Origin of the sequence: Picosynechococcus sp. PCC 7117, assembly GCF_001693275.1 — a bacterium.
In the GTDB taxonomy this organism is placed as follows: domain Bacteria; phylum Cyanobacteriota; class Cyanobacteriia; order Cyanobacteriales; family MRBY01; genus MRBY01.
This window is the reverse complement of sequence record NZ_CP016477.1, coordinates 2559648-2585189: the sequence shown is the minus strand read 5'-3', so window position 1 is coordinate 2585189 and position 25542 is coordinate 2559648. Positions and strand designations below refer to the sequence as shown.

The window sequence follows — 25542 nt, the reverse complement described above, 5'->3', positions numbered from 1 at the left end:
ATTCTAACTGATCACCCTGGCAAATTTGGCACAGAATCCATTCGCTAGAATGCCTTTAGAAATTCTTTCCAGGAGCAGCACTTTCCATGGCGAATCGCTTGGCCGACACCAAAAGTCTCTATCTCCGTAAACACGCGGATAATCCCATCGACTGGTGGTATTGGTGTGATGAGGCTTTGGCCCAGGCAAAGGTAGAAAATAAGCCCATTTTTCTCTCCATTGGTTATTCTTCCTGCCATTGGTGCACTGTGATGGAAGGGGAGGCGTTTTCGGATCCAGAAGTTGCCACCTATTTAAACGAAAATTTTTTACCAATCAAAGTGGATCGCGAGGAACGACCAGACATCGACAGCATCTATATGCAAGCGTTGCAACTGATGACGGGGCAAGGAGGCTGGCCACTGAATATTTTCCTGACGCCGACTGATTTGATGCCATTTTATGGGGGTACCTATTTTCCTGTTTCCCCCCGGTATAATCGCCCTGGATTTTTGGATGTGCTGACGTCCCTGCGACGGTTCTTTGATGAGGAGCCGGAGAAACTCCAGGAGATTAAAACTGAAATTTTCACAATTTTAGACCGTTCTGCTCAACTGCCCCAGGGCCAAGCGCCCCTCGATCAAAATCTGTTTCTCAAAGGCCTAGAGCCTTGTACTGCCATTGTGGGCCGGGGTGATGCGGGGCCAAGTTTTCCGATGATCCCCTACGGGGCGATCGCCTTACAGGGAAGTCGTTTTACCTCGAATGCGCGCCACAACGGTTTGTTAGTGAGTACCAAACGGGGTTTAGACCTTGCCCTGGGGGGAATTTATGACCATGTGGGGGGCGGCTTCCATCGCTATACCGTCGATCCCCATTGGACGGTGCCCCATTTTGAAAAAATGCTCTATGACAATGGGCAAATCACCGAGTTTCTCGCCAATCTGTGGGCTGAGGGAGTGACGGAGCCTGCCTTTAAAACGGCCCTAGAGGGAACCGTCGCTTGGCTCGCCCGGGAAATGACGGCCCCTCAAGGCTATTTTTACGCGGCCCAGGATGCCGATAGTTTTCTCGATGCCGGGCACCCAGAACCAGAAGAAGGCGCTTTCTATGTCTGGGATTACGACGAACTCCAGACGCAACTCACGGCGGCACAATTTGCTGAATTGGAACAGGCATTTTTTATTGCGCCGGACGGTAATTTTGAGGGGAAAATTGTTTTAAAACGACGGCAGTCCACAGAAATTTCAGAGAGCTTGCAAGGGATTCTCGACCAGTTATTTACAGAGCGCTACGGTACGCCCCGGCAGGCCCTCGATCAGTTTCCCCCCGCCCGTGATAACACCGAAGCAAAGGCAACAGCTTGGCCCGGCAGAATTCCGGCGGTTACAGATACGAAATTAATTGTGGCCTGGAATAGTTTGATGATTTCGGGATTAGCACGGATTTATGGGGTTTTAGGCCTCGAAAAAGCCTGGGAACTAGCCGTCAACTGTATCAATTTTATCCTCGAACACCAATGGCAAGGGGGGCGTTTATATCGGCTAAATTTTGATGGGGAAGCTGATGGGATGGCCCAGTCGGAAGATTATGCCTTTCTTATTAAAGCCCTACTGGATTTGCAGACCAATCACCCTGAGCAGACGCATTGGCTCGAAAAGGCGATCGCCCTCCAGACAGAATTCGATCAGCAGTTTTGGTCAACAGATTTGAAGGGGTATTTCAACAACCGCCAAAGTCCCGAACTCTTGATCCAAGAACGCAGTTACCAAGACAATGCCACCCCTGCGGCCAACGGCGTTGCTATCTGTAATTTGATGCGTCTTTTCTTGCTTACAGAAAACACCCAGTACCTCGACCGCGCCACGGATGCATTGCAGGCCTTTGGGTCTGTGCTCGAAAAATCCCCACAACAGTGCCCCACATTACTTTTAGCCTTGGATTGGTACTTACATGGCACCGTCGTAAAAGCGAAGCCGCAGCAATTGTTGAAACTCAGAAAAACCCTGTTAAATACGGTGGTGCTTAAACCCACCCAGGAATTGCCTGCGGATAGTATTGCTCTCGTCTGTCAAGGGTTAAATTGTTTAGAACCTTGTCGCAGCGAAAGTCAATTGGCGACTCAGCTTCAAACAAGTTTACAGCGGTGAGGGGTGTGAATTAAGCAACTTCGGTTACGCTGGATTTGCGATTCAATCCGTCTTCTCCCCATAAGCACCATGCCAGAGCATAGTCATTCCTCGCACCACTTGCCCCAAGATAATCGTCGGGAGGTACGGCGGGTGTTGTGGTTAACGTTGTGGCTAAACTTGCTCGTGATGACGTTAAAGGCTGTGGTGGGTTTGATCACGGGTTCCCTGAGTCTCCAGGCGGACGCTCTCCATAGTTTTACGGATAGCGCCAATAATGTGCTGGGCTTATTTGCCAATAAGTTCTCTTCACCGGAACCCGACCGGGATCACCCCTACGGTCACCAAAAGTTTGAAGCAGTCGGCGCTTTGGGGATTGGGATGTTTCTGGGGATTGCCTGTTTTGAAATTTTACAGGGGGCGATCGCCAAATTAATTGCTGGGCAAAGTGAGATCAGCATCAGCCTGGGGGAACTGAGTTGGCTAATTGTCGTGCTGGGAATCAATATTTTTGTGGCGTTCTACGAGCGGCGGGCAGGCCAACGGGTAGGCAGTGCGATTTTACTCGCCGATGCCAAACACACCATGAGCGATATTTGGGTGACGATCCTTGTGATGTTGGGTCTCTTGGGGGTCTGGCAAGCGAAGATTTGGGGGCTACCACAACTGCAATGGTTAGATGTGGTGCTGGCATTTCCCGTGGCCGCTTTAGTATTTAAAAGTGCCTGGGAAGTGCTCACTGATAATTTGCCTTGGTTAGTCGATGAAATGGCGATCGCCCCCGAAGCGATCCACAAACAAGTGATGACAATTCCTGGGGTGATTAATTGCCATGACATTGCGTCACGGGGTTTGCGCGGTCGGCAAGTCTTTATTGAAATGCACCTCATTGCCGCCGCCGAGGATGTGGCCACTGCCCATGCCATTAGCGAAAAAGTTGAACGTCACCTAGAGCAAATTTTCGCCCCAGCGAGGGTCACCGTTCACATCGAACCCAAAGCCTATAGCTCCGATCACATCGGCTTTGATGGCACCTCTTCTCACTCATAAAAAAGCCCCCACCAAAGGAGGCAATCCTTCCGTCAGGTATTGTGAGAATTCAGCTCTATTGCTGACGATTTTCCATTAAATTAGCCAGACGTTCGATGGCCGCCGTGAGGTTTTCTTGGGCCACAACTGCTGGATCTGGTGCAGGTGGCGGCGCGTCTATTTCTTCCATGGCTTTCGCTCGGTTAAATCGCCGTTGCATTTTTTCGATGGCCCGAATAACCAAGAAAATCGCAAATGCAATCACCAAAAAGTTAATTACAGCCGCCAAAAAAAGACCGTATTTAATGCCATTAAAAGACAATTCACCCAGGGCATCTAAATTAGCTGCACTTAAGGCGGGTTGTAAGATCGCCGGCGTAATAATATCTGCAACTAAAGAATTGACAATTTGACCAAAGGCCCCGCCGATCACGACGGCCACTGCCAAATCAATTACATTTCCCCTCATGATGAAGGCTTGGAAATCACTCCAAAAACTACTTTTTTTTGCCATAAACGCTCATCCCTTAGTGATGGATTAAAAACGATAAACAAAGATAAAAATGTCATCGCCCCTATAAAGATAAGCGACCCGATCCAGCAAATCAATTTTCTTAACCAATTCTTAAAAAGAACCGGGGCAAAAAATCAAAATCTAGCTGAAAACAAACCTTTAAATCAGCGCCGTCAACCGTCAAACAGTCGAAAATAAAGTTGCAAATTTTGTGCCTAACTTTACTTTAGGGTCAACAATTAATCACTTGTTGGCTATTTAGCCACCACTCCATAAACAATATGCTTCACTGGCAAAAATTCACGAATAATGGCGTTGTAATATTTGTGTTACTTAATACTGTTGCCGTTAATTTTTTATCTTAATTATACTTAAGAAGCCTGTTCCCTCAGTTGCCATCTACTAACTTCCTAATTTAATGAATAAAAGCACTGTGCTCTTGGCTCTAGGTCTTGCCGCGATGCTCTCCGGCACAGAGGCGATCGCCCAAAATCAGCCAGCAAAAACGATTACCGTGGGGGTTTATCAAAATGATCCCAAGGTTTTTATCGATTCAGGTGGGCGGGCCCGGGGCTTTTGGGTAGATATTACGAGTGACATTGGGCGTGTGGAAAATTGGGCAGTGACCTATGTTCCCTGTGAATGGAATCAATGTCTCCAACAAATTGAACAGGGGCAACTCGATTTGATGGTGGATGTCGCCTATTCCGACACGCGAGATGAAGTCTTTGATTTTAATACCATCATCGTTTTGTCAAGTTGGTCACAGATTTATGCGCGCCGGGGTGTTCATTTAGAGACGATTTTAGACCTCGACCAACGGAGAGTTAGCATCCTCGCCTCTGGGATTCAACAGGAAGTCCTCCGAGAAAGAATTAAAGCCTATGGCATTCAGCCGGAACTGGTGCCCATCGATAGTTATCCTGGGATGTTTGAGCAGTTAGAGACAGGGGAAGTTGATGCTGCCATTGTCAATAATTTCTTTGGGAATAAATTTAGTCCCGACTATCCAGTCAATAAAACCAATATTCTGTTTAATCCAGCCCGGTTACATTATATCGTTCCCGAAGGCGATCCCAAGCAGCTCCTGCCTGGCATTGATCGGCAAATGAGTCGTCTCTTACAAGATCGTGATTCTGTCTATTATCAGGCGATCGCCCAATGGTTAGAGCCGCCCGAAAAATTTAATTGGATCAGCTTACAAAATTTTTTCTTTAGCCTGATTGTCTATCTACCATTCCTCTTTCTAGGATGGTTTATTCTCCGGAACTATAGCCTGAAAAAAGAAATTAAACGACGCAATCAAATTGAGACTAATCTCCTTGAAAGTCAACAGCGATATGCCAACCTCGCTAATACCGTTTCCATTGGGATCTTCCGCACTAATTTGCGCCATGAATGTATTTATGTCAACGATTACTATTGTAAACTGCTGGCAATTCAACCCGAAGAGGCTCTCCATAAAGGCTGGTTAGAAAAAGTCTATCCCGACGACATTGACTACGTTCGAGAACAATGGCTAAAATCCATCACTAATCAAGAACTATTTACCCTAGAATATCGATTTCAGCGTTCTGACGGTTCGATACTTTGGGTATATGGCCAGGGCACCGCTGAGCTTGATAGTAAGGGTGAACCCCAAGGCTATGTTGCGACCATTACCGACATCAGTACCCGGATCAAAATGGAGCAACAACTCAAACATGACGCCCTCCATGATCGTCTTACTGGCCTCGCCAATCGTAATCTACTAATTGAACGACTCAACCTAGCCCTAAAACGTTATAAGCGATATCCCATCCATGAATTTGCAGCCCTGTTTTTAGACCTGGATAATTTCAAAGTAGTCAATGATAGTCTGGGCCATGTTGTTGGGGATGAATTACTCATTGAAGTCGCCCATTTACTCAAATCTTTTATTCGCGATACAGATGTAGCCGCCCGCCTAGGGGGAGATGAATTTGTCATTCTCCTAGAGGAAATTCACGGGGTAGAAGATGCTGTGCATATTGCCGATCGCATCCTCAATACATTGAATATGCCTTTCCAGATTTCTAACTACGGCGTTTTTATCACGACGAGTATTGGGATTATCATCGGTGACTCTCGCCATGAATCAGCCCAGGATCTGCTCCGGGATGCCGATATTGCCATGTACCGGGCCAAACAAAATGGGAAGTCACAGTACGCAATTTTTGATCCCCAGATGCACCTACAGGCGATGAAACGTCTCCAATTAGAAGGGGAAATCAGATCTGCCATTGAAGAAAAGCAATTTGTTTTGTACTATCAGCCGATTATTAATTTAGAACAAGGCAACATTGAAGGGTTTGAAGCGTTAATTCGGTGGCAGCATCCCCAACGGGGTTTGTTATCCCCCTATGAATTTATTGATGTTGCCGAAGAAACAGGGCTCATTATTCCCCTTGGTGAATGGATTTTAGATGCGGCCTGTCGTCAATTATTTGAGTGGCAGCAGGCGTTTAAAACGCCCCTGAAAGTCCATGTCAATTTATCCGTTAAACAACTCCAAGATTCGCTGTTATTTTCACTGGATCGATTATTAGAACGCTATCCGGTTTTTCCTAACACCTTAGGATTAGAAATCACTGAGAGTATGCTAATTCAAAATATCGACATAACTTGTCGTTTGTTAAACCAAATTCGCCTCAAGGGGGTTTTTATTAGCGTTGATGATTTTGGTACGGGGTATTCTTGTTTAAGCTATTTACACCAGCTCCCCATTGATGCGCTAAAAATTGACCGGAGCTTTGTAAATATTTCTGAGTTGAATGACCGCAACCGGGTGATTGCAGAATCTATTCTCGCCCTTTCTAAATCCATTGGGATTAAAACCGTAGCAGAAGGTATCGAAACAAAACAGCAATACCAGTGGTTAAAGAGCCAGGATTGCCAGTTTGGTCAGGGTTATTTATTTTCTCGGCCTGTTTCTTTGGATCAAGCAACAGATTTGCTACAGGGTCACTCCTTCGAGGTGCTAGAGAAGTTGCGCTCTTCCTCGTAATGTTGCTCTGGGCAATTTCTTGGACAGGGTTTGCCGGAAATGTCAGACTAAAGGACAGTAACAAGTTTTGAGGTTTAGTTATGGAAATTCGCGGTAGTTCGCAAACGGCAGCGGCTTGGGCTGGTGAGGCGATCGCCTTGGGTTTTTTTGAAAGTGAAACGGTACTCACGGTACCCGAAAGTTTGACGGCCCTGGACGAACGCTTATCGGGGGTGATCTCAGAAGTAATCGTTGAAACGGAATTTAAAGGCAAATCCGGCGAGCTATCGGTGACCCGTCTTGGGAGTGGTGCGCCGATCAAAAAGTTGATCCTGGTGGGTCTGGGAAATGCCGAGAAATGGAATAGTGCCGCCTTACGGAGTTCCGCAGCGGCGATCGCCCGGGCTGTGAAAGGGGACAAAGCCATCACAACTTTGGGTTTGCAGTTGCCAGTGGCCGAAACTGAGGCAATCACAGCGCAAATGGTTACAGAAGGGATGTATCTGGGCTTTTATGAAGATAATCGCTTCAAATCAGAACAAAAAGACCCCCTAGCCCTCGAAGCTGTTGAAATCCTTGGCATTGGCGACCAAGCAGCGGCGATCGCCTTGGGCACAAGCCTCTGTGAAGGGGTGATCTATGCGCGGGAATTGGTTAACGCTCCGGCTAACATTATTAATCCTGTGACCCTGGCCGCTTCCGTGGAAAGCCTCGCCAGCACCTATGGCCTGGAACTGAATATCCTCGAAGAAGCAGACTGCGAAGCAGCAGGAATGGGATCTTTTCTTGGGGTGGCGGCGGCCTCGGATTTACCCCCGAAATTTATCCACCTCGTTTATAAACCCCCAGGCACACCCCGGAAGAAAGTGGCGATTGTCGGCAAAGGGTTAACCTTTGATTCTGGTGGCTATAACATCAAACCCTCCGGCCCCAGCATCGCGATGATGAAAATGGACATGGGGGGCGCAGCGGCAACTTTTGGGGCAGCAAAGGCGATCGCCGAACTCAAACCCGATGTGGAAGTGCATTTCATTAGTGCGGCTACTGAAAATATGATCAGTGGTCGGGGGATGCGTCCGGGGGATATTCTCACGGCTTCCAACGGTAAAACCATCGAAGTGAACAACACCGATGCCGAAGGTCGTCTCACCCTCGCCGATGCCCTCGTTTATGCCGAAAAGCTAGGGGTCGAGGCGATTGTGGACATTGCCACCTTGACCGGAGCCTGCGTCATTGCCCTAGGTGACGATATTTGTGGCCTGTGGAGTGACAATGATGATCTCGCCCAGGCAATCGCCACCGCATCAGAGAAAGCGGGCGAAAAATTCTGGCAGATGCCCCTCGAAGAAAAATACTTTGAAGGCTTAAAATCTCCCATCGCCGACATGAAAAACACCGGGCCACGGGAAGGCGGTTCGATTACGGCGGCGTTGTTCCTCAAGGAATTTGTCGAAAAAACGCCCTGGGCACACCTCGATATTGCCGGGCCAGCCTGGTCAGAAAAAGACGCCGATATTTACAGCAAAGGCGGTACAGGGTTCCCGGTGCGTACCCTCGTCCACTGGGTCTTGAGCTAATTTTTGCATCTAAAGTTTAATTAAAAACCCCCTTGGCCAATCATTCCAGGGGGGCTGTTTTATGAAAGTTATTTATTTCAGTAGTCTGAGATTAAAGGGATAACGATACATTTGTCCTTCTTGAACTTTGGTCGCCGCCAAGATCACCACCGCAATCTGAAAAATGGCGATCGCCACAATCAGCGCCAAAAAGATAAAGAAACCAATCCCCGTCACAATTGCCACCAGGGCCGCAAAGGGATTATTGCTGCCACCAATGCCCAACAGGATCATCAAAACAACTCCGGCGATGATCAAAATACTAAGAATAATTCCCGCCGCCAAACCATAAATGGTCATCGAAATCTGGAAATTAACCGATTCCTTTCCGTGGGCATCGATCAGCTCGGACTCCTCTTTTTTGAGATACCAGACCACCGCCGGCGCAATCACATTGACAAAGGGAATCGCCCCAATGCCGACAAAGGCTAAGACAATCCAAGCCAAGCTCGACAAATGGCAGGCGATCGCCCAATTTCTTTCCTGTTCTGCATCCATAAATTTATAGTCCCTCCATATCTATCCCAAATATATAGCAGACCCCAGCTTGGCTGGCTTCAAAAGCAACATTAAGCAATGATGATTGATTTTTTAAAATGGACACAAATTAGTTCTGTAATCTCTCTCGTCCAGCTTGCTGATTAAGAAAAGCTGTTAATTGTGGTATTGATTTTGATTTATTGTGCTATTAGTGCCCCAACTCCGTATGAAAAAAACTGTTAAATAATGGCATTAAGAATAGATTTTATGACTTGCTTAAATCTCGATATTTTAAAACAGTTAACTTAGCGATGAGACGACAAAAAACTTTATCTTTCCTTCCACGAACATGACCAATAAATTCAATACTTCCCCTAAGGGAATCATGTAAGCTAGGAGAATCTTTTGATTGTAGAGAAGGTTGTTTTGCGTACTTTAAATGATACTTTTCTTGTGCCTTACTATATCCATTTTTGTCCCAATCATGTAATGCAGCTCGAACATCACGAATATATTTTCGAGGAACATTAACAGTTTTATTGACTATCAAACCCGTTACTTTCTGTGATTGATCAGAATATGCAATACGTGTTTTTTTATGATTGATACTAAATCCATTTTCGTAAATTATTTTTTGTAACTCATCTCCTAATTCAATCTTATTCCGGTTTTCTGGAGATACGGTAGCTAGCGAAGAAGGAATCTCTTTACGTGTTGCTGATAAAGTTATATCATCAGCATATCTTGTATAAAAAAGCTTATATTTGCGTGCAAATTGCTGAAGTTTTCTATCTAATCTTTCACAGATCATATTAGAAATTATTGGTGAGGTAGGAGCTCCTTGAGGTAGCTGATTATTATAACAACAAATATTAGCTATCATAGTTGCCACATCTTGGGGAAGATTATATGGTTCACCAATAAAAAGACCCCTAACTCTTCCAAAATTAATTGTTCCAAAAAAGTTTTCTAAATCTATATTTAACACAAAATCTTTCTTTGTATGCGCTCTTGCATTTGAAATGATATCCTTATTCACTACAAATCCATGAACACATGATTTTTCTTGATAAACGCTATATAAAACTTGGCTGAGCTTTTGTTGAATAATCTTTAAAGATTTAATAGGAGTATCTATTTTTCTAAATCCCCCTGATCTTTTTTTGATCTGAAATGAGCGGTAGCGTGCGGAATCAGGTATTCTTACTACATAATAAGTGATTCTGCTGAAGGAAATATTTAATAGTTCCGCTAACTCTCTATTGTTTTCGAGCTTTAAAAAATCATGTTTTAATCGCTCACAAGAAGACTCTAAATACATTACTCAATAATTCAAGTCACTTTTGCAAGCACCTAAGACTATACATTCCAGCTTTTAGCCCTGTCATCAGAGCACATTATTATAATTGTTAGTAGCATATAGCTAACGTTAAAGGACACTGTCGCAGTTAACACAACAGAAATCAATGCATAGCCTTTAGATACTTACCCCATATCTTACTAGCATTGACCGTTTTTTGCTAACATCTGATGATATGCAGATTTTTTCCAGTACTTTGCAAATCTATATCGAGGTTCTATCTTGAGTGCTTTAGAAAAACAGCGAATAGATTCAATCCATGATTGTTGCTTATAATACATCAACCCCATTTGTGTTATTGAAAGGTAATCTTGGGGATTATTTTCTACAATTGATTCTAAGATTGAGATAGCTTCCTGTTCTTTATGAAGGGAACTTAGAATTTTACTTTTTTCTCTCTTGAAATCATCATTGTTTTTGTCTTGAACTGTTTCTAATACATCTAATGCCCCTTCCGAATTTTCGAGACGCTCTAAGGATTTTGCAAGTTGCATCCTGACAGAATCATTTTCACTATCTTGTATTCCTTTATTAGTACGTATTTGAATGATTTTTTCGTAGTGCCCAGCTATGGACTTTGCATCACCCAATTCTTCAAGAATCTTAATTAATTGATATCTTAGATCGATATTATTTTTATCATTGACTATTTGGTCTTTTAATTCTTGAGACTCCCTTGTTAATCTGTTAACTTTTCTCCCTCTGATTATCTCTTTCAGTAACTGATCTGATTGTATTTTGGGATTTGTCGCACCATCACGTAGATAAACAGTTGAGCTACCTTTTCTGGTATAAAAAAACTCTTTTTTTGGATGACTGCCAATTACAAACTCAATTATGTAATAATCTTCTGGGCATTCCGAAACTTTCAGGAAGTTTACAGAACAAATTTCAGGATTAATTTTACGATTAAATTTCTGTTGTAATTTACTTGATAATAACTTTTGGATTTTGTCACGAGTATTTCTTTCAATGGGGACTCCTTGAATAAGTCCATTATCATCAACCCCCATGTATAGAAAAGAATCTTGATCAAAATTTGCATTCATAAAACCCAAAAAGTAATCTTCAAAATAATTTAGGGATTTGTCTGAGATCTTTTTCTGTGTCAACTTGTCTGTTGTAAAAGATTTAAACTCAATGTATTGTCCTTCTTCTAATGATACCTGTTGACCAAATATACATTCTTCTTTTGTTAGCATGTTTGAGATATGGATAATGTTCAAATTTAAATAGTTCCTATTTAAAATTATACCCACAAAAAAATTCCCCTGAAGTAAATCAGAGGAATAAAATTTAAATTAAATTAGTTTTACAAGATTTTGGAGTTAAGCTTTAGTAGTCGAAGTCACCGGCACCAGGAGCCGCACCAGCCTTATCTTTTTCAGGCTTGTCAACAACGATGCACTCAGTGGTGAGAACCATACCAGCGATGGAAGCCGCATTCTGGGTTGCAGAACGGGTTACCTTAGCGGGGTCAACGATACCAGCGGCGAGCATATCAACGAATTCGTTAGTTGCTGCGTTAAAACCAGTATTGAAGTCTTTTTCCTTCACACGCTCAGCAATTACCGCACCGTTTTGGCCCGCGTTTTCAGCAATGCGCTTCAGGGGGGCAGTCAGGGCACGGGCCACGATCAAAGCACCAGTGAGTTGCTCCGCAGTGAGGTTATCATTCGCCCAAGTTTCTAGTTCGGGAGCGAGATGCGCCAGAGTTGTGCCACCACCGGGAACAATCCCTTCTTCAACGGCTGCTTTGGTCGCGTTGATCGCATCTTCGAGACGAAGCTTGCGGTCTTTCATCTCAGTTTCGGTTGCTGCACCGACTTTGATCACAGCGACACCACCGGAGAGTTTCGCGAGACGTTCTTGGAGTTTTTCTTTGTCGTAGGAAGAATCAGATTCTTCGATTTGACGGCGGATTTGCTCACAACGGGTCTTAACTGCCTGCTCGTTACCATCGGCCACAATGGTGGTGTTGTCCTTGGTGATAGTGATGCGGCGGGCTTTACCGAGCATATCAACGCTGGTGTTGTCGAGCTTGAGGCCTGCATCTTCGGTGATCAGTTGGCCACCGGTGAGTACAGCGATATCTTCGAGCATTTGCTTACGGCGATCGCCAAAACCAGGCGCTTTAACCGCAGCAACGTTGAGGACACCCCGGAGACGGTTGACCACGAGGGTCGCGAGGGCTTCTTTCTCGATATCTTCAGCGATAATTACGAGGGGCTTACCTTGGCGGGCAACCTGTTCGAGGATCGGGACAAGGTCTTGTACCAGGGTGATTTTCTTGTCAGTGATGAGGATGAAGGGATCTTCAAGAACCGCTTCCATGCGCTCGGTGTCGGTGACGAAGTAGGGGGAAGTGTAACCCTTGTCGAAACGCATCCCTTCGGTGATTTCGAGTTCGGTTTCCATCGATTTCCCTTCTTCGAGGGAGATCACACCTTCTTTACCGACTTTGTCCATGGCCTTGGCGATCATGTCACCAACTTCCTTGTCGTTCCCCGCAGAGATGGCACCGACCTGGGCGATCGCCGTCGAATCTTCTACCGGACGAGCTTGATCTTTGATGCGGCCAACGAGGAATTCAGTCGCTTTATCAATACCGCGCTTGAGGGCGATGGGGTTCGCACCAGCGGCGACGTTGCGGAGACCTTCTTTGACCATGGCATGGGCGAGAACCGTTGCTGTGGTGGTTCCGTCACCGGCCACATCATTGGTTTTAGAAGCCGCTTGGCGAATCAAAGAAACACCGGTGTTTTCGATGTGGTCTTCGAGCTCGATTTCCTTGGCAATGGTCACACCGTCATTCACGATCTGGGGTGCGCCAAATTTCTTTTCGAGCACAACGTTCCGACCTTTGGGGCCGAGGGTTACCGCAACAGCTTCAGCGAGGAGGTCGATCCCTTTTTCGAGAGCGCGGCGAGCATCTTCGTTGTAAATAATAGATTTAGCCATAATGATTGAATTTCTAGGTTGAGCGTTTTACGAGAAAAAATAGAAAAATCTGAAACGATTGCTTAGGTCAAACCTAAAAATAATTACGCAACGGTTGCGAGGATATCTTTCTCAGAAAGAAGCACGTAGTCATCACCACTGAGTTTGATATCAGTACCAGCGTACTTAGAGTAGAGAACTTTATCGCCAACTTTGACATCAACGGCGGAACGGCTACCGTCATCATTGCGCTTCCCTTCACCAACAGCCACAACTTCACCGATTTGGGGCTTTTCTTTGGCGCTATCGGGGAGGAGGATCCCACCAGCAGTTTTCTCTTCAGATTCGCTGACCTTTACGAAAACGCGATCGCCGAGGGGCTTGAGGGTAGAAACATTGATGCTAATTGCTGCCATGGATAATTTCTCCAGATCAATAAACGACTAAATTTAGCTAGATTGAAGTTTAGCACTCTCAATCTCTGAGTGCTAATTTAGCGGAGAAAATTAAATCCAGACAACTCCTGATAATGTACGGGTTCCCGAACTTTAGATCGCCCCAAAAATTGAACTGTATTGCTTCTCAGGGGAAACCCTGACAGAGACAGCTTTCTGTCCCTGCCATGACTCTAAAAATAAACAAGGATCTATTGTTTAACGATCGCCCCGAAATCTGCCAGAACCCGCGCGTGGTTCCGCAACAGCCCAAGGAGATTGAGGCGATTTTCCCGCACAGCAGGATCCTCTGCCATCACCAAAACACTATCTTCCCCATCAAAGAACCGCTCAACTGTGGGGGCCAGGGCCGCTAATCCATCGATCAGTTTTTGGTAATCCCGTTCGGTGCGGGCCGCTTCGGTGGTGGGCACGAGTTCCACTAAACCGGCGAAGAGATCGCGCTCGGAATTTTGCGCAAATTTCTCCGGGTTAATTACCCCTGTCGGATCGAGACTATCCGTGCTGAGGTTCCCCTTGGCGGCCAACTTTGCAGAACGATTCACGGTGGCGTAGATTTTTGCGAGTTGGCCATCGTCACGAATGCTCTGTAAAAAGGCAGCGCGATCGCCGACATCCAGTAAATCCGTTAAGGCCCGTTCAGTGTATTCTGCATCATCACCCAGCACCGCATTCACCAGGTCATAATCAATACCTTTTTCGTCCTGGAGCAGAGTCTGAATCCGCTGAAGAAAGAAGCTTTGCAGGGCTTCGATGGGAGACGTTTTATCGGAATGAGCCGTAACAAAATCCTTCGCACCCTGGGCTAACAGTTCTCCAAGGTCAATTTCCAGACCCGCGTCCCAAGCGACAGTAATAATTGCATTGGCCGCCCGTCGCAGTGCAAAAGGATCCGAGGAACCAGAAGGGATCATCCCCAGGCCAAAAATACTAAGCAACGTATCGAGGCGATCGCCCATGCCCACCACTTGACCCGCAAGGGTTTGGGGCAAAATATCATCGGCATTGCGGGGTAGATAATGCTCAAAAATTCCCTCGGCCACGGCGGGCGCTTCCCCACTGACCAGGGCATACTTTTGACCCATGATGCCTTGGAGTTCTGGGAATTCATAGACCATCTGGGTCACCAAATCCGCCTTACAGAGCATGGCGGTGCTGGCAATAATTTCTTTGTCCGCCTCAGACAGGCCAAGCTGTTCCGCGATCTGCTGGGAAATTTCCATAATGCGGTCTACCTTGTCCCGCATCGTCCCTAATTCTTCCTGAAAGGTGACAGCTTCTAGTTGGGGCAGATAGGTTTCTAAATGTTCATCGCAATCGGCTCGGTAGAAAAATTGGCCATCGGCTAACCGCGCCCGGATCACCCGACCATTCCCCGCAGCGATGATCTCTGATTTCTTGGGATCACCATTGGAAATCGTAATAAATTTCGGGAGGAGTTTTGTTTTATCTTGGCGATCGCGCACCGCAAAATACCGCTGATGGGTGACCATCACCGTCGTAATTACCTCTGTGGGTAGCTCTAAAAATTCCGCTTCAATATCGCCGACTACCGCCGTGGGATATTCCACCAAATTCACCACTTCAGCGAGGAGATCAGCGGGCATTTCTGCTTCGCCACCAATCTCTGCTGCCGCCGCTTTGACACCAGCAACAATTTTTTCTTCCCGCACCTGGGGATCAACTTCCACGAAGGCTTGTTGCAAGGTCACCACATAATCAGCCGCATTACTCAGGGTCACATCCCCTTGATGTAAAATCCGGTGCCCACGAGAAATACAACCCGCTTCTAACTTACCGGAGCCATTCACCAATTCCAGGGGTAAAACAGCATCATTCCAAAGGGAAACCAACCAGCGAATCGGCCGCGGAAAGCGCAGATCACCATCGGCCCACCGCATAAAGCGCCGCCCTTCGAGGGCCGTAAACCAACCTAAAACCAGTTCCTGCAAAATTTCTGGGGTGGGGCGACCGAGGGTTTTCTTTTGGACAAAGACAAAGTCTCCTTTTTCCGTGGGGCGTACTTCCAGGGCGGAGAGTTCAACCCCCTGTTTGCGGGCAAAGCCTTCAGCGGCCTTGGTGGGTTGACCTTCTTTGAATGCGGCGGCAGCGGGGGGGCCTTTAATTTCTTCTTCCCGATCAGCCTGCTGGTCTGGCAACCCTTGGATTAACACAGCCAGGCGTCGGGGGGTTCCGTAGACTTCGATTCCGTCTGGGGTGAGAAAATACTCCGTGAGGCTATGGGAAACGCGGTCTTTTAATTGGGCGATCGCCGCCGCGACAAAATCAGCAGGGAGTTCTTCTGTACCAACTTCAATGAGGTAGGTTGCCATGGGAAACGAAATCAGGTCAATAATGAACTTAGTTAGTTTAACCTGAAGCCACCAGAAAACTTAAAGCGTAGCCTTACCGAATGGAAAGTTTACCGATTTGATTCTAGGGCGTTGCGGGCATCGGCGATCGTAATCATCAGAGTCATCGGTTCCAAGGGAGACGGCATAAAACCGCAACCCTCGTAAAATTGTTTGGCCCCAGGGGAAAGAGCATGGACAAGAATCGCTCGGATCCCGGCAATTTCTGCGGCTTGTAAAATGCGCAAAATGCCATCCCGTAATAGCGCTTTTCCTAATCCCTGCCCTTGCCAAGCCTGATCAATAGCGAGGCGACCAATTACCATCACAGGAATCGAATTGGGCATGTTCCGACGGGTTTTTCCGGTAGCAACCTGGGCGGCGATCGCCCCGTTCGCGAGACAATAGTAACCAATCACCCGATTTTGGACACAGATAACGTAAGTTCTTGAGGCGCCACTTTGCTCATTTCTGTGTGCCCGCTGTTTTAGCCACTTATCCAACGAAACTTCACCAGACTGAAAAGACTGAATATCATGATTCTCATTTAACTTTTGCGGTGCCGAGATCATTGCGACAGTTATTCCCAGGGTGCTGGCTTCGCCAGGAGTGTCGCTAACTGATTATTTGGTGAGGGTTGGGCATCAAGACAATCCAAAAAATGCTGGTACTTTTGATTATCTAGCGTAAAAAATACCTGATCTAGCAAAACCTCTTGTGCCTTTTGACAAGCAGATTCCAGCATAAAATCTGACCGACTCTTGCCCTGCACTTGAGCCGCTCGATCAATGAGATCTCGCTGATTTTGCTGTGCTCTGATATTGATTTTAATGTTCCGAGAATATGTGGCTTGGTTCTCTTCAAGCAAAGTATTACTCATAGTTTCCTCGCAGACAGCTTCAATAATCCTATGGAAAATATTGAAACTGTTTTTAAGATTGCTTCTTTAACGTCTATCTTAACAGGTGTCAGCACAATGTCACCACACTTTAACTCTGTTCCCACTTGGGTTGTCCAGGTGAGAGCTACATCATAAACTTAAAAAATAGTCAAATTATTTATTTCTGTTAAGATTGTTGGTCTTGTTTCTGCTTTATTGCTTTCTCCATGGTTTCTACCCATTACCCGCGTAGTAAGAAAAAACGGGCGATCGCCGTTCTCGAAAAACTCCACGAACTCTATCCCGATGCCACCTGTAGTTTGGACTATGAAACCCCTGTGCAACTCATGGTGGCAACCATTCTTTCAGCCCAATGTACCGACGAGCGAGTAAATAAAGTTACACCGGCGCTCTTTGCTCAATTTCCTGATGCGGCGGCCTTTGCCGGGGCAAATGTGGCAGACATTGAACAGCCAGTGCGCTCAACGGGATTTTATCGAAATAAAGCGAAAAATATTCAGGGAGCTTGCCAGCGAATTATGGCGGTTTTCAATGGGGAAGTGCCGCAAACCATGGAAGAGCTTCTGACCTTGCCCGGTGTGGCCCGGAAAACGGCCAATGTGGTTCTGGCCCATGCTTTTGGGATTTGTGCGGGGGTGACGGTGGATACCCATGTGAAACGGCTGAGTAATCGTTTGCGCCTGACAAAATTTGAGAATCCGGTACAAATTGAACGGGATTTGATGAAATTAATTCCCCAGCCGGAGTGGGAAAACTGGTCGATCCGTCTGATTTACCATGGTCGCGCCGTCTGTAATGCCAGAAAACCTCAATGTGAGATTTGTGCGATCGCCAACCTTTGTCCCTCAGCCCCCAAACCCCAGCCAGCTTAAGGGTCTTGTCAAAATCAAAAGATAAAGCGACTGGGCACAAGCTGAATCCGGCCCGCATCCATTTCTGCCATCAAAAGTTCGAGGGCTTCATAATCCGCATCGGAAACATGGCCAAGGCGTGTCAACTCGGAGTTGATCGCGTTTTCAATTTCGGGGGTCATTTGTTTAATGAAAAGGGCTTTTTCCACTAAACGACGAATCATAAATGGCGTACTCACAGTAGTAATGTTTCCCTAAATGAGGAACTGATTTCATTACAAAAGAAAGATTCTCTTATTGTCGCTGATTAAGGGTAAATAATGAATGGTCTAAATAGCGTAAAGTGGTGAAATTTGTTTAGGTCATGGTTCCATTTTCGAGGTGTTTACACAATTTCTCCCCGGTCTTAAATAATTTTTAAACTTCGGGCTTCTTTTTTTAGAAAAAATGTAAACAAACATACCGTTCTCGAAGCAATAAAGGATCTTTTGGTAACGAGATGTTTTTGTTCAGGATAAGTTATCATCACACCTGATTTTTGAGTCTCCCCCATACAATGGTTCTATCCCAAATCAAATGTTTAGCAGCCTTTTCAGGGTTTTCTCAACCGAAAAAGTTGTTTGATTTTTGTATAAAAGTTGTGACTAAGACGATGGGTGAACAGGGAAGTTCCCCTGGGGAGAGTCTACCGATGGATAAAAACCAACAGCCTGTTATTCTGCGCCCAAATTGTGCTTTGACAACCTCAAATCTTGACGTATTTTGGCGATCGCTCCATGGGGCGATCAATGACGAATTCAGTCGAGAAATTTTAGTCGATCTCCAGCAGGTAGAATTTATCGACAGTGCGGCGGCGGTGGTGCTCAGTCAGGGCACAAAATTGGCAGAATCCCATGGTAAACGCCTCGGCTGTTGTGGGATCAATTCCCAGGTGCGTATGGTATTGGAGCTGACCCAAATGGAGCAGTTTGTGCGCATTTTCAAAGATGAAGCAGAATTTTTTGCGCAGGCATCCCGGTTGCTCGCGGCCTAGCATCTCGAAGGCTCTCCGGTATAATGGGGGACTGAATTGTTTCCCTCGACTCCCTTGGAGGTTCATCACCTGTGGCAACGGCTCCCTGTCTTCCTCAACCGGCTGATTACGAAGCGCTGATTACGACGGATATTTTCAAACCAGCGCGCTACTTGGGTAATGAACTGGGTGCAATCCATAAGCCTTGGCAAGGGGCGGTGGTGCGTTGGGTGCTGACCTATCCGGAAGTCTATGAGGTGGGTTCCTCGAATTTGGGCCATATCCTGCTCTACAACGTGATTAATGCTCAACCTCGACAGTTGTGCGATCGCACTTATCTACCCGCCGCTGATCTGAGCGAGAAGTTAAAGGAAAAAAATCTGCCGCTGTTTGCCCTCGAATCCAGGCGATCGCTGTTGGAATTTGACATTCTCGGCTTTAGCTTGAGCTATGAACTGGGAGCGACCAATATTCTGGAAATGCTTACCCTTGCCCAGATTCCCCTCACTTGGCAGGAACGAGATCAAGGAAATTATCCGTTCATTTTTGCGGGGGGACAAACAGCCACCTCTAACCCAGAACCCTACGCTGACTTTTTTGACTTTATCGTTCTGGGCGATGGCGAAGAACTTTTGCCCGAAGTGGGTTTCATCCTCGAAGAAGCCAAGGTTAACGGTCTGAGTAAGGAAGAAACTCTGCTGGATTTAGCCCAGGTACCGGGGGTTTATGTGCCTCGCTTCTACGCAATGGCGGCGGATGGTTCTGTGCATCCAACCCGTGACGAAGTGCCCAAGCGAATTTTGCGCCGTGTCGCCACGCCAATTCCCGCCTATTCCATCGGCCTCGTGCCCTATGTAGAAACAGTTCATGATCGCCTGACGGTGGAAATTCGCCGGGGTTGTACCCGGGGCTGCCGCTTCTGCCAACCGGGAATGCTAACGCGACCTGCGACGGATGTCGAACCAGAGAAAGTCGTCGATGCTATCGAAAAAGGAATGCGGGCGACGGGTTACAACGAATTTTCTCTACTTTCCCTCAGTTGTTCTGACTATCTCTCGTTGCCAGCGGTAGGAGTCGAGATTAAAAATCGCCTCAAGGACGAAAATATTTCCCTATCTCTGCCCAGCCAGCGGGTGGATCGTTTTGATGAAAATATTGCCAATATTGTCGGTGGGACGCGTAAAGCGGGTTTGACCTTTGCTCCAGAAGCAGGCACCCAACGAATGCGGGATGTGATCAATAAGGGTTTGACCAATGAAGAACTGCTACGGGGTATCCAAACGGCGGTAAAAGAGGGTTGGGATAAGGTCAAACTTTATTTTATGATCGGTCTCCCCGGAGAAACGGATCTCGATGTGTTGGGCATCGCGGAAACGGTGCAATGGCTGCGGCGGGAATGTGCGTCCCTGAGCAATCGCCGTTTAAACTTCAACATCACCATTTCTAATTTCACCCCAAAACCCCACACGCCTTTCCAATGGCATTCGGTTTCAACGACGGAATTTAAGCGTAAACAGGAACTGTTGCGGGAAGCTTTTCGACCGATTCGCGGCGTGAAGGTGAACTATACCGATGTGCGCATTTCAGCCATGGAGGATTTCGTTGGCCGAGGCGATCGCCGTTTGGGTAAAGTCGTTCGCCGAGCCTGGGAACTGGGGGCTGGCATGGATTCCTGGTGGGAGAATTTAGACAAAGCCTATGGCGCTTGGGAACAGGCGATCGCCGAATCCGACCTCACCTGGAAATACCGCAAAGTCGAAAGTGGCGAGTGGAATATCTTTGAAACCACCGACAATGATCCCCTCGACGCCCCCTTGCCCTGGGATCACCTCAACACAGGCATTGACAAGCAGTGGCTCAAGGACGATCTAAAGCGAGCCCTCGAAGCAGCAACCATTCCCGACTGTGCCTTTGATGGTTGTTCCCATTGTGGCGTCTGCAGCACCGATTTTGGCCATAATGTCGTCTATCAACCGCCCGAAATTCCCGAATTTGTCGGTCAATTCCAAAAGGATCAAGAACGCCTACAACGGTTCCGGGTTTGGTTTGGTAAACAAGGGGATATGCGTCTAGTGAGCCACCTCGATTTAGTCCGTTTATTTGACCGAGCCGTGCGCCGCGCTTCAATTCCCGTGGCTTTTACCAACGGCTTTCATCCGAGCCCCCGCATTTCCATCGCCAATGCCCTATCATTAGGAGCCACCAGCTCAGGAGAAATTATTGATTTTGAGTTGCGCCAAGTCTTGGATCTAGAAGATTTCCGGCGACGACTCGCTGAACAGTTGCCCATCGATATGCCCATCTATCGCGTTGAGGAAGTGCCCGTCCGTTCTAAGGCCGCCACTGCGCTCCTTACGGAAGCAGAATACCTGATTGATCTTGAAACTGAAGAACCTGTTTCTGCGGCACAATGGGAAGCTTGGCTCGAAACCATCCGTCAGACTCCGGAAATTCTCCTCGAAAAGAAAACAAAGTCTGGCAAAATTAAGCAACTGAATCTCCGAGAAATGTTAACGGCGATCGCCCTCGAAAAAGTCATTAGCCCCACCCAAGTCCAACTCCGTTATCGAGGTAGTTGCCGCAATGATGGCACTTTATTACAAGCAGATCATATCCTTTATATGATGCATACTATGAGTCAGCAAAATATAAAATTGCCTAAGGTACACCGCTTTACTCTGTACTTATCTGAAGATATTTAATCTAGCTTAATTGATATTATCATTTCGCTTAAATATAACACCATCATCTGACTCGACTTCTCTCATTTATGTTCAAAAGACTGTCGTTATGCAAAAAGCAGTTGATAGGTGAACAAAAAGCCATTTTGAGTAACATTTCGTGGTTGTCATTTGAATATACTGTTCGGATGATAATCGGTTTTTTTATGAGTGCTTGGATGGCAAGATATCTAGGAGCTGCTCAATTAGGTACATTGAATTATGCCGGGGCAATTATTGTTTTACTTCACCCCCTATCCAAGCTTGGATTAGATACTTTAGTTATTCGTTCTCTAGTTAATTTTCCTCAAGAAAAAAATAAAATTTTAGGCACTGTATTTTGGCTCAAACTTGTGATATCTAGCATTATTTCACTTGGGCTTATTGCTACAGGAGTTTATCTTTTTTTGGGAACAGACAATACTGAATTTAGCTTGATTTTTCTAATACTAAGTTCAAGTATTTTATTCCAAGCTTTTGAAGTCGTTAATTTTTGGTTTTCTGCTCAAGTTCAATCTAAATATATAGTTGCCATTAAAATTCTTGTATTCATAGTTGTCACTCTCAGTAAAGTTGCGCTCTTAATTCTACAAGTTCCATTGATTTATTTTGCCTGGATTATATTTGGAGAAGCTGCTCTGGAAGCAAGTGGTTTTGTCTTAGTTTATCAATTAAAAAAATGCCCGTTCAAACTTGAATGGAATACTGAAATTGCAAAATCGTTACTTCATGAAAGCTGGCCCTTAATCTTATCTGGTTTGAGCATCATCTTATATATGAAGACAGACTTAGTAATGTTGGGGAGCATCGTTGGAGAAGAAGCAGTTGGCATTTATTCATCCGCAACTAAAATATCTGAAATATGGTATTTTATTCCTAATATAATTATTGCTTCAGTTTCCCCTTCAATTTATGCAGCAAAAGAAAAAAACAAAAAACAATATTACGAAAAAATCAAAGACTTACTATCCTTTTTGATTCGTCTATCTTTGATGATTTCACTTCCCATTTTGTTCACTGCATCTCCTCTTATTTTGATGATTTATGGGCCAGAATATCTTGCTGCAGGGACAATCTTGAAAATTCATATCTGGGCAACATTATTTGTATTTATGGGAACAGGAATTTCTCCATGGTTTATTGCAGAGAAATTAAGCAATTATTCCTTCTGGATAACTTTTTCTGGTGCGTTACTTAATATTATTCTAAATATCTTTTTGATTCCTAAATATTCTGGCGTCGGTGCAGCAATTTCTACAGTTATTTCTCAGTTATTTTCTGGATTTTTAATCAACGCTTTTTTTTCACAGACAAGAATTGTATTTCGTCTTCAATTAAATACTTTAAATCCATTAAAATTTCCAAAAAAAATCAATAAAAACACCTAAGATGCATCTTTAATATGATACTCGTCAACTTATCTATCTTATCTAAAAAGCCGACAGGGATTAGTATTTATGCTCGCAATATATCACCATACCTTTCTCAACTAAATTCTAAATTTCTTGTTTGTAATTTTGATGATCAATTTACAACTTTTAATTCTTATCTAATTCCAAAAGAACTTAGTCCAGATTTTGGCTTAAAGGGGCATCTTAAACGGCTATATTGGACTCAGCTTACTTTGCCAAAGATTTATCAAAAACTAGAATCAAACTTGATTTTTTCTCCTTTACCAGAATCACCTATTTATACCACTGCTAAAACTGTTGTTATGGTTCATGATTTAATTCCATTACGCCATCCAGACAAGCGATCTCCATTACACTATTATCAGAAATTTGTTTTACCTATTGTGTTAGATCAAAGTAAGCATATTATTTGTAACTCCCAAGCAACTGCAGATGACTTGATGAGTTTTTTCAATATTTCTGCTACTAAAATTACACCTATTCATCTTGCTTATAATCCTAAAAAATTTTACATGCAATCAAATAAGTCAAAATCTAAAAAGCCTTATTTTTTATACTTGGGTCGCCATAACCCACACAAAAATCTCCCTAGAATGATTAAAGCATTTTCTCTGCTTAAGGATAAAGAAGATTATGAATTTTGGCTTATTGGGCCTAAAGATAAACGTTACACGCCACAGTTAATTGATTTGGTGAAAAATCTAGAATTAGAAAATCAAGTCTTGTTTAAAGATTATGTTTCCTTTCAAGACTTGCCTATGATTCTTAATCAAGCATTTTGTTTAATGTTTGTAAGCCTTTGGGAAGGCTTTGGTCTCCCTTTATTGGAAGCAATGGCTTGCGGATTACCTGTCATCACATCTAATCAATCTTCATTAGTCGAAGTGGCAAAAGATTCTGCCATCTTAGTAGACCCAAAAAATGTTCAAGAAATACGTAGTGCGATGGAACGCATCACCAAAGACGATAATCTTTATGCTGATCTAATGCAAAAAGGACTCCAAAGAGCAAGTATGTTTTCATGGGAAAAAACAGGACAAGAAACCAGACAAATTCTCCGGAATTTAAGTTGATTTTCAGGCTTGTTTTTTGATCTACTTTTTTAAGAGGCTTTAGGAGTAATTATTTAGAAGAAAGCCAACCATTTAATCTACCTTGAAAAATAAGCCAGTGGAATTTAGCCCGCCATCCCTGCATTTTAGTTGCATAATATAAAGTTCCCAAAATTGGTCTTAATAAAGCGATTGCAACAAACCAAAATGGATAACTATGCTTTTTTAATACGCGGCCCGTTCCTGGAGCATACCTTTTTGCGCGTGCCAATGCTTGTTGGTCATACTGGGTAATTGGTTCAAGATGGTAGACTTTTACTTCTGGATCATAATATAGTTTCTTATTTTGTGATAGCAAGTTTAGAAGATAATCAGTCTCATCTGAGCATTGCCAAGGAGAGTCTGCACCTGGTCCAAGTGTCTCATCAAAACCTTGGGCGTTTGCAAGTGCATAGGTTCGCAAAAAAATGGATGAAGTAATTCCTCTACGCCAGACATTAAACTTATGAATTTCTCCTGGATTCTTATCCCATCTGCTTGTTGTCAAATTTTTTTTTAGATCAATGGTACAACCACTTAAAGCATCCCAATTAATATTATTTAAAAACCAAGTATTGACTGACATTAAAAGTATATCTGGATACCAGCAATCGTCATCAGGAAAACTGACAATTTCACCAGATACATACCTAAATCCAAAATTCCTCCCCGCTGACACCCCCCTTTGATCATGCTTCAGGTAAATCAAATTGATCTCATTAAAATAACTTTCTAATGTTACTTTGAGTTTTGAAGTCTCATTTTGATCGACAATAATCAATTCAAAATCCTGATGTTTTTGTTTTATTAAAGAGTGAATTAGGCGCACGATTTTATCATGCCTATCTTCACCTAATGTGCTGGTGATTAAGGAGAATTTCATTTTCTAGAGAACACTTATAAAAAAGGAGTTAAAATATAGCAGTTCCAAATAAAATATAAGAGTATTGCGACTTTATTTTCAGAACCACCTGTAATGAAGATTCTTTTATAAGAATTTATTTAATCCAACAAAACTTTCAACAGAGCATAGTTGGATTTTTAATTTTATAATTCTATTTTCACGATTAGAGAAAGCTGTTACTGACTATCTCTCTTAAAAATCAAAATTCCTCGGCATGTGCCGAGGAGAGTCAAGTCCAGACGAGAAATCTAGGTTTATTTTTTACCCAACACTTGAGACTTAAGAGAATTGAATTCTGCCAGCAATTCATCACGGTTTGAAGCTTTAAGCAAATAGCGATAGACAAACCATGCTGTGTAAGAGATACCAATCAGCTCAAAGGTGGGTGCTAATAGGGGAATATCGTTAATGGCACCGATTAGTGCAAAGGTCAGCTTGACGGTAATCAAAGCTGCCACAATCAAACCGACGGTGATCAGGGGTTGTTTGTAGTCGGCGAAAAATTTCCCTAGCTCCTCAGGCAGTTCAGACAGAAAATCCGTGATGGGTTTGACTGCTTCTTGCCAAGGCTGCTCGGTTTGGGGGGAGGTCATGGGACCGGGTGCTTCGTTGTTAAACGGAGTTGTACCAGTTTCTACTTGGGTTTCAGGCTGTTGTTCCATCTTTCAAACCTATCCTTAACGATTTATATAGTACAGAGTGGTGATGGGGCAGTCTCACTAGGATGCAGCGGAGGTGCCTTTCAGATTTTGAGTAAGGGACGAATGATGCCCATATTATCAGACATATCTATA

Annotated in this window: 21 protein-coding genes; 9 read left to right on the top strand and 12 right to left on the bottom strand. The window is 44.6% G+C overall.

The genetic code is table 11. The features are described 5' to 3' along the window. Nucleotides 1-86 precede the first annotated feature (86 nt). Both AWQ22_RS12410 and AWQ22_RS12405 read left to right on the top strand, forming a co-directional pair. On the top strand, nt 87-2129 hold the full coding sequence (locus tag AWQ22_RS12410; protein ID WP_065711283.1) for a thioredoxin domain-containing protein: 2043 nt from the start codon (nt 87-89) through the stop codon (nt 2127-2129). 69 nt (nt 2130-2198) lie between these two features. Next, on the top strand, nt 2199-3158 hold the full coding sequence (locus AWQ22_RS12405) for a cation diffusion facilitator family transporter (RefSeq protein WP_065711282.1): 960 nt from the start codon (nt 2199-2201) through the stop codon (nt 3156-3158). A gap of 55 nt (nt 3159-3213) precedes the next feature. Here AWQ22_RS12405 and mscL read toward each other — a convergent pair whose 3' ends face one another. Further along, nucleotides 3214-3651 carry a large conductance mechanosensitive channel protein MscL gene (mscL, locus tag AWQ22_RS12400; protein WP_012308058.1) on the bottom strand — a complete coding sequence of 146 codons (438 nt, stop codon included), beginning with the start codon at nt 3649-3651 and terminating at the stop codon, nt 3214-3216. Between the two features lie 418 nt (nt 3652-4069). Here mscL and AWQ22_RS12395 point away from each other — a divergent pair, with 418 nt between their 5' ends. Continuing rightward, complete coding sequence (locus AWQ22_RS12395; RefSeq protein WP_084448995.1) at nt 4070-6676, top strand: EAL domain-containing protein; 2607 nt, start codon at nt 4070-4072, stop codon at nt 6674-6676. An 80-nt stretch (nt 6677-6756) separates the two neighbouring features. Beyond that, nucleotides 6757-8232 (top strand): leucyl aminopeptidase, encoded by a 1476-nt coding sequence (locus AWQ22_RS12390; RefSeq protein WP_065711281.1) that lies wholly within the window; start codon nt 6757-6759, stop codon nt 8230-8232. Between the two features lie 72 nt (nt 8233-8304). On the opposite strand, the gene AWQ22_RS12385 is transcribed toward AWQ22_RS12390, so the two are convergent. The 8 genes from AWQ22_RS12385 to AWQ22_RS12350 all read right to left on the bottom strand — a co-directional run bounded on the left by AWQ22_RS12385 (nt 8305) and on the right by AWQ22_RS12350 (nt 16737). Further along, nucleotides 8305-8769 (bottom strand): DUF4870 domain-containing protein, encoded by a 465-nt coding sequence (locus AWQ22_RS12385; protein ID WP_012308055.1) that lies wholly within the window; start codon nt 8767-8769, stop codon nt 8305-8307. A 247-nt stretch (nt 8770-9016) separates the two neighbouring features. Continuing rightward, entirely contained in the window at nt 9017-10072 is a 1056-nt protein-coding gene (locus tag AWQ22_RS12380) for a reverse transcriptase domain-containing protein (RefSeq protein ID WP_065711280.1), read from the bottom strand. A gap of 179 nt (nt 10073-10251) precedes the next feature. Then, complete coding sequence (locus tag AWQ22_RS12375; RefSeq protein ID WP_157094626.1) at nt 10252-11313, bottom strand: ATP-binding protein; 1062 nt, start codon at nt 11311-11313, stop codon at nt 10252-10254. A gap of 133 nt (nt 11314-11446) precedes the next feature. Continuing rightward, nucleotides 11447-13072 (bottom strand): chaperonin GroEL, encoded by a 1626-nt coding sequence (gene groL / locus AWQ22_RS12370; RefSeq protein WP_012308054.1) that lies wholly within the window; start codon nt 13070-13072, stop codon nt 11447-11449. Nucleotides 13073-13155: 83 nt separating this feature from the next. Then, entirely contained in the window at nt 13156-13467 is a 312-nt protein-coding gene (gene groES, locus AWQ22_RS12365; RefSeq protein WP_012308053.1) for a co-chaperone GroES, read from the bottom strand. Nucleotides 13468-13697: 230 nt separating this feature from the next. Next, on the bottom strand, nt 13698-15839 hold the full coding sequence (gene glyS, locus AWQ22_RS12360) for a glycine--tRNA ligase subunit beta (RefSeq protein WP_065711278.1): 2142 nt from the start codon (nt 15837-15839) through the stop codon (nt 13698-13700). Nucleotides 15840-15928: 89 nt separating this feature from the next. Further along, the gene (locus AWQ22_RS12355; protein ID WP_065711277.1) at nt 15929-16429 is read right to left on the bottom strand and encodes a GNAT family N-acetyltransferase; all 501 of its coding nucleotides are present in this window, start codon (nt 16427-16429) and stop codon (nt 15929-15931) included. Between the two features lie 8 nt (nt 16430-16437). Further along, complete coding sequence (locus AWQ22_RS12350; RefSeq protein WP_065711276.1) at nt 16438-16737, bottom strand: DUF1778 domain-containing protein; 300 nt, start codon at nt 16735-16737, stop codon at nt 16438-16440. Between the two features lie 227 nt (nt 16738-16964). Here AWQ22_RS12350 and nth point away from each other — a divergent pair, with 227 nt between their 5' ends. After that, nucleotides 16965-17630: an endonuclease III gene (gene nth, locus AWQ22_RS12345; RefSeq protein WP_065711275.1), complete on the top strand. Its 666-nt coding sequence runs from the start codon at nt 16965-16967 to the stop codon at nt 17628-17630. Between the two features lie 14 nt (nt 17631-17644). Here the strand turns inward: nth and AWQ22_RS12340 are convergent, their stop codons facing one another. After that, nucleotides 17645-17833, bottom strand: coding sequence for a hypothetical protein (locus AWQ22_RS12340; protein WP_198158658.1), 189 nt, complete (start codon nt 17831-17833; stop codon nt 17645-17647). 416 nt (nt 17834-18249) lie between these two features. On the opposite strand from AWQ22_RS12340, the gene AWQ22_RS12335 reads away from it, so the two are divergent. The 4 genes from AWQ22_RS12335 to AWQ22_RS12320 all read left to right on the top strand — a co-directional run bounded on the left by AWQ22_RS12335 (nt 18250) and on the right by AWQ22_RS12320 (nt 23826). Then, on the top strand, nt 18250-18642 hold the full coding sequence (locus AWQ22_RS12335) for an STAS domain-containing protein (protein ID WP_198166499.1): 393 nt from the start codon (nt 18250-18252) through the stop codon (nt 18640-18642). A 71-nt stretch (nt 18643-18713) separates the two neighbouring features. After that, nucleotides 18714-21323, top strand: coding sequence for a TIGR03960 family B12-binding radical SAM protein (locus AWQ22_RS12330; protein WP_065711273.1), 2610 nt, complete (start codon nt 18714-18716; stop codon nt 21321-21323). Nucleotides 21324-21391: 68 nt separating this feature from the next. After that, nucleotides 21392-22729 carry a flippase gene (locus tag AWQ22_RS12325; RefSeq protein WP_065711272.1) on the top strand — a complete coding sequence of 446 codons (1338 nt, stop codon included), beginning with the start codon at nt 21392-21394 and terminating at the stop codon, nt 22727-22729. Nucleotides 22730-22743: 14 nt separating this feature from the next. Further along, on the top strand, nt 22744-23826 hold the full coding sequence (locus AWQ22_RS12320; RefSeq protein ID WP_065711271.1) for a glycosyltransferase family 1 protein: 1083 nt from the start codon (nt 22744-22746) through the stop codon (nt 23824-23826). A gap of 49 nt (nt 23827-23875) precedes the next feature. On the opposite strand, the gene AWQ22_RS12315 is transcribed toward AWQ22_RS12320, so the two are convergent. Together AWQ22_RS12315 and AWQ22_RS12310 are read right to left on the bottom strand one after the other, a co-directional pair. Then, nucleotides 23876-24727, bottom strand: a complete 852-nt coding sequence (locus tag AWQ22_RS12315) for a glycosyltransferase family 2 protein (RefSeq protein ID WP_065711270.1) — start codon at nt 24725-24727, stop codon at nt 23876-23878. Between the two features lie 275 nt (nt 24728-25002). Beyond that, the gene (locus tag AWQ22_RS12310) at nt 25003-25410 is read right to left on the bottom strand and encodes a CAAD domain-containing protein (protein WP_012308044.1); all 408 of its coding nucleotides are present in this window, start codon (nt 25408-25410) and stop codon (nt 25003-25005) included. Nucleotides 25411-25542: the final 132 nt, after the last annotated feature.

Excerpts from the sequence above, each read along its gene's own strand:
- AWQ22_RS12395 (WP_084448995.1), top strand. The coding sequence starts at position 4,070 with ATGAATAAAAGCACTGTGCTCTTGGCTCTAGGTCTTGCCGCGATGCTC.
- AWQ22_RS12385 (WP_012308055.1), bottom strand. The coding sequence starts at position 8,769 with ATGGATGCAGAACAGGAAAGAAATTGGGCGATCGCCTGCCATTTGTCG.
- AWQ22_RS12375 (WP_157094626.1), bottom strand. The coding sequence starts at position 11,313 with ATGCTAACAAAAGAAGAATGTATATTTGGTCAACAGGTATCATTAGAA.
- AWQ22_RS12350 (WP_065711276.1), bottom strand. The coding sequence starts at position 16,737 with ATGAGTAATACTTTGCTTGAAGAGAACCAAGCCACATATTCTCGGAAC.
- AWQ22_RS12355 (WP_065711277.1), bottom strand. The coding sequence starts at position 16,429 with ATGATCTCGGCACCGCAAAAGTTAAATGAGAATCATGATATTCAGTCT.
- AWQ22_RS12320 (WP_065711271.1), top strand. The coding sequence starts at position 22,744 with ATGATACTCGTCAACTTATCTATCTTATCTAAAAAGCCGACAGGGATT.
- AWQ22_RS12325 (WP_065711272.1), top strand. The coding sequence starts at position 21,392 with ATGTTCAAAAGACTGTCGTTATGCAAAAAGCAGTTGATAGGTGAACAA.
- AWQ22_RS12315 (WP_065711270.1), bottom strand. The coding sequence starts at position 24,727 with ATGAAATTCTCCTTAATCACCAGCACATTAGGTGAAGATAGGCATGAT.
- mscL (WP_012308058.1), bottom strand. The coding sequence starts at position 3,651 with ATGGCAAAAAAAAGTAGTTTTTGGAGTGATTTCCAAGCCTTCATCATG.
- AWQ22_RS12310 (WP_012308044.1), bottom strand. The coding sequence starts at position 25,410 with ATGGAACAACAGCCTGAAACCCAAGTAGAAACTGGTACAACTCCGTTT.
- nth (WP_065711275.1), top strand. The coding sequence starts at position 16,965 with ATGGTTTCTACCCATTACCCGCGTAGTAAGAAAAAACGGGCGATCGCC.
- AWQ22_RS12390 (WP_065711281.1), top strand. The coding sequence starts at position 6,757 with ATGGAAATTCGCGGTAGTTCGCAAACGGCAGCGGCTTGGGCTGGTGAG.
- groES (WP_012308053.1), bottom strand. The coding sequence starts at position 13,467 with ATGGCAGCAATTAGCATCAATGTTTCTACCCTCAAGCCCCTCGGCGAT.
- glyS (WP_065711278.1), bottom strand. The coding sequence starts at position 15,839 with ATGGCAACCTACCTCATTGAAGTTGGTACAGAAGAACTCCCTGCTGAT.
- AWQ22_RS12380 (WP_065711280.1), bottom strand. The coding sequence starts at position 10,072 with ATGTATTTAGAGTCTTCTTGTGAGCGATTAAAACATGATTTTTTAAAG.
- groL (WP_012308054.1), bottom strand. The coding sequence starts at position 13,072 with ATGGCTAAATCTATTATTTACAACGAAGATGCTCGCCGCGCTCTCGAA.
- AWQ22_RS12410 (WP_065711283.1), top strand. The coding sequence starts at position 87 with ATGGCGAATCGCTTGGCCGACACCAAAAGTCTCTATCTCCGTAAACAC.
- AWQ22_RS12340 (WP_198158658.1), bottom strand. The coding sequence starts at position 17,833 with ATGATTCGTCGTTTAGTGGAAAAAGCCCTTTTCATTAAACAAATGACC.
- AWQ22_RS12405 (WP_065711282.1), top strand. The coding sequence starts at position 2,199 with ATGCCAGAGCATAGTCATTCCTCGCACCACTTGCCCCAAGATAATCGT.